This is a genomic window from uncultured Fibrobacter sp. (genome assembly GCF_947166265.1).
In the GTDB taxonomy this organism is placed as follows: domain Bacteria; phylum Fibrobacterota; class Fibrobacteria; order Fibrobacterales; family Fibrobacteraceae; genus Fibrobacter.
The window spans coordinates 1-4,378 of record NZ_CAMVDO010000079.1; the positions used below are offsets into that span (position 1 = coordinate 1).

2 protein-coding genes and 1 pseudogene are annotated in these 4,378 nt (G+C 47.7%); all 3 read left to right on the forward strand.

Annotated features, from left to right (window positions below; translation table 11 throughout):
• The coding region (locus tag Q0W37_RS15215; RefSeq protein ID WP_297702392.1) for an FISUMP domain-containing protein at positions 1-1,475 on the forward strand (1,475 nt) is incomplete at its 5' end.
• Positions 1,476-1,542: 67 nt separating this feature from the next.
• Positions 1,543-2,667, forward strand: a complete 1,125-nt coding sequence (locus Q0W37_RS15220) for a hypothetical protein (RefSeq protein ID WP_297702393.1) — start codon at positions 1,543-1,545, stop codon at positions 2,665-2,667.
• 272 nt (positions 2,668-2,939) lie between these two features.
• A pseudogene (locus Q0W37_RS15225) lies at positions 2,940-4,283 on the forward strand (ATP-grasp domain-containing protein); the annotation flags it as partial.
• Between the last annotated feature and the right edge of the window lie 95 nt (positions 4,284-4,378).

Sequence of the window (4,378 nt, forward strand, 5' to 3'; positions counted from 1 at the left end):
GTGATACTGGCGACCAAGGCATTCGGGGCGAGAAAGGTGAAAAGGGCGATACCGGTGATCAAGGCGTTCAGGGTGAGAAAGGTGAAAAGGGCGATGCCGGCGACCAAGGCGTTCAGGGTGAGAAAGGTGAAAAGGGCGATACCGGCGACCAAGGCATTCGGGGCGAGAAAGGTGAAAAGGGCGATACCGGTGATCAAGGCGTTCAGGGTGAGAAAGGTGAAAAGGGCGATGCTGGCGACCAAGGCATTCGGGGCGAGAAAGGTGAAAAGGGCGATACTGGCGACCAAGGCATTCAAGGCGAGAAAGGTGACAAGGGCGATACCGGCGACCAAGGCATTCAAGGCGAGAAAGGTGACAAGGGCGATACTGGTGACCAAGGTATTCAAGGCGATAAAGGTGAAAAAGGCGATGCTGGAGCAGATTGTTCCATTGACCGAGAAGGAAATCTCATTACCATTAGTTGTGGAGAAAAAAACGCAATCTTGGATGTTAATGAAATAATCGTTAATTACAAATTGGGGACTTGTTCGAACGGCAATGAAAAAGAGGTGAAAAAATTTGAGAATACATACTATATATGCCGCAGCGAAGTTTGGGAGAAAGCTTCCGTATTGGAATACGACACATACGGATTGAAATGTCTTGATAACGACTTGTTTGTTCCTGGCAATGTGATTGCAGAAAATCAGTATGTTTGCGACAATAACGAATTTAGAACCGCAAAAGAACTAGAATTGTCGCTTGGTATTCCGTGTACGCACGGCTATACTATGTGGAAAACAATTCGCAAGCCTTACGCTGCAACGACTCAAGATTCCATCTATGTCTGTTCGGGCGATGCTTGGGATGCCTCTGTGGATAGACATTATGAAATGATGACGGATTCGAGAGATGGTAAGGAATACAAGATTGTAACGATTGGTCCTCAAACATGGATGGCTGAAAATCTCAATTTTGAATATAACGAGAATACGGCAAAAAGTTACTGCGAATACAATAGGGTGTCCAGCTGCAATAAATATGGACGTTACTATACATGGTCTGCCGCAATGGATAGTGTTGGAACATATGCGGTCAATGGAATGGGGTGTGGCAAGTACAAGACTTGTTCTCCGACATACCCTGTTCGTGGAATTTGCCCGGAAGGCTGGCATTTGCCGACAAAGGATGAATTTGAAATTTTGATATCTAATGGTGGTGGCGCATCGAATGCGGGTACGAAACTCAAAGCTGTTTCAGGGTGGAACGCTAATCGCAATGGAACGGATGCTTTTGGTTTTACTGCACTTCCAGCAGGTTATTGTCAAGGCTATAATAGTTGTTCTGAAGTCGGCTATAAAGCTTTTTTCTGGAACGCCTCTGATTACGACGAATATAAAGCATATTATGGGGGAATGTATTCGAGTTCGGCGAGTGTTAATAAGATAGATAAGAGTGACGGACTTCCTATTCGTTGTGTGAAAGATTCTGAGTAATGCAAGGTATAAGCCATCATCGAGTGCCTACCGAAGGTGCGCCCGCACCCAAAAAAGGAAAAAGTAAATGGAAACTATTGTTGCTGCTTTGATTACAGGCGTTTTAGCTTCGTTGATAACGGCTGTTTTTACAAAATCTACAGCTGACAAAAAGAACGCTATCGAAAACATTACTCAAGAACGAAAAAAATGGCGAGATGATCTTCGTGGTGCTACTGTTGCTTTGAGACGGTATTTTGAAAATAAAGATCGTTTCTGTTCTAAAGGCAATGCAACAGATGGCAAAGAAAATTGTGGCATAGTATTTCATTCTGCCGCCGAAGCAAAAGCTTTCTTTGAAGTTCGATTGAACTTGAGTGACAAAGAAGATTGCAAACTAATGGCAATATTGGATATGCTGGCATACAAGGATGCTTCGACAACTTATGAGCTTTCATCGCAATGGGTAGATTATCGATTTTGGGGTGATGGTGAGAATATTTCTGTAATGGAATTTCTTGCTTATTTTGAAGAAGGCATGTCTCACAATCTTAAGTACGATTGGGAACGTGCGAAGAGAGAGGTGAATGGGAAAGGCTTGATCAAGTGGATTGCTGTAATTGTTGCTCTGCTCGCGATTTCTTTTTGTCATGCTAAAAGTGATTCGTTGAATAATGAACTGCCTTTAAAATCTGAATCCATTGAAACTTCTATAGAAAGATCGATTGAAACGACAGATTCAAATGACGTAAAATGTAGCGAAGGTCGAATTCATAAATGTTCTTGCGTGTTGAAAAATTCCAAAAGGCTCAAGTCAAAGATGAAAGTTGATTATTCAAAAAAGGATTCTTTAGCTGTCGAAAATAGAAAAGCCGTGAATGTTAATGTTTTCTGCACAAATTTATCTAATTCAAATGATGAAGAATCTAATCTCAATGAAACAAATTCCGTTGTTGCCTTTGTTGAAAAAAAGTTGGATGAAAAAATAAAAAACGGAATATGGAATTTTATTGGAGAAGTGGGTTGCGTAATTTTAATTTTTTTAATTCTTTTTGGCTTGTTGAACTCATTGTTAAAAACTCTGTTGAAATTTCTTCATAAACTATTAGGTCTCTCGCCCAAGCAAAATAAATACTGCGTGTACATTGCACATTCTTTTAATATTCCGTATAGAATCAAGTTGGAAAAGAAGGAAATAAACGAGGACTGTTAATAATCCTAGCTTTACTAGCGTTAGGGATAGTGACCCCTTGGGGACAAGACTCGCGAAGCGAGGCTTGGTTCTGGGAGGTGAACGGCAAGCGTTAGCGAAGCCGATTGCCCCCAGAATATAGCCCGACCGCACATATATGTGCGGGAACGCCCAAATAACCAGGTTGCGTGCTCCAGATTTACCACAAGGAAAAGCCTGCAAGCCGAGTGTCGCAAAAATGAACTCGTTCATTTTTATGATCGAGGCGAAGCGGCGGACGCCGTAGGCGTCAAAAGCCGGCTGGCGTGATTGTGCAGTTCGGTGGCCAGACCCCGCTGAACATCGCCCGCGCTTTGAGCGACGAAGGTGTCAAGATTCTCGGCACCAGCATCGACTCCATCGATATCGCCGAAGACCGCGACCTGTTCCGCAAGATGATGGACCAGCTCGGCATCCCGATGCCGGAAAGCGGCATGGCCACGAACATCGACGAAGCCCTCGCTTGCGTCAAGCAGATCGGTGGCTACCCGGTGATGATCCGCCCGAGCTTCGTGCTTGGCGGCCGCGGCATGGAAGTCATCTACGACGAAAACATGCTCCGCGAATACGTGGCGAAGGCCGTGGGCGTGACCCCGGATCGTCCGCTCCTCATCGACCGCTTCCTCCACAACGCTTTGGAATGCGAAGCCGACGCCCTCTCTGACGGCGAACACGTTTACATCCCGTCCGTGATGGAACACGTGGAACTTGCCGGTGTCCACTCCGGTGACTCCGCCTGCATTATCCCGCCGGTGACCATCACCAAGGAAAACTTGGCAACCATCAAGGATTACACCAGGAAGATTGCCGAAGCCCTCCACGTTTGCGGCCTCATGAACATGCAGTACGCTATCGAAGACGGCAAGGTGTTCGTCCTCGAAGCCAACCCGCGTGCCTCCCGCACGGTGCCGCTGGTCTCCAAGGTTTGCAACACCCAGATGGCCCGCCTCGCGACCCGCCTGATGCTCGGCGCGAAGCTCGAAGACCTCAAGCTCAAGGACAAGAAGTTCAACCACCACGGCGCCAAGGAAGCCGTGTTCCCCTTCGACAAGTTCCCGAAGGTGGACCCGGTTCTCGGCCCCGAAATGCGCTCCACCGGCGAAGTGCTCGGCCTCTCCGACGACTACGCCCTCGCTTACTACAAGAGCCAGGAAGCCGCCGGTTCCTTCCTCCCGAACGAAGGTGCCGTGCTGATTAGCCTCTCCGACAAGGTTAACTTGTCTGAACAGGCCATCGAAATCGGCAAGGAATTCCAGAAGCTCGGCTTCAAGATTTACGCTACCGAAGGCACCGCCAAGTTCTACGAGAAGGCCGGCGTCAAGTGCGAAGTGGTGAACAAGATCGCCGAAGGCCGCCCGAACGTCCTCGACATCATCCTGAACAAGCAGGTGAACCTCATCATCAACACGCCGTGGGCAAAGCGCGACGCCATCAAGGACGAAAGCGCTATCCGCAAGGCCGCCATCAAGTACAAGGTGCCTTACATCACCACGCTCGCCGGTGCCTACAACACCGTGAAGGGCATCGCCGCCGCTCGTAACGGCCACGGTGCTGTGAAGAGCCTGCAAGAGTACCACGCTTCTATTGAAGAAGTGTAATTGAGGTTGTCATCCCCGCGAAGGCGGGGATCTCCTGCCGAAACATTAAAGACCGTAGCAATAAAATGCTGCGGCCTTTTTTGTATGGGGGAGAG

What these genes read in the sequence shown, in the direction of transcription:
- Q0W37_RS15220 (WP_297702393.1), top strand. Translation starts at nt 1,543, where the DNA reads ATGGAAACTATTGTTGCTGCTTTGATTACAGGCGTTTTAGCTTCGTTG.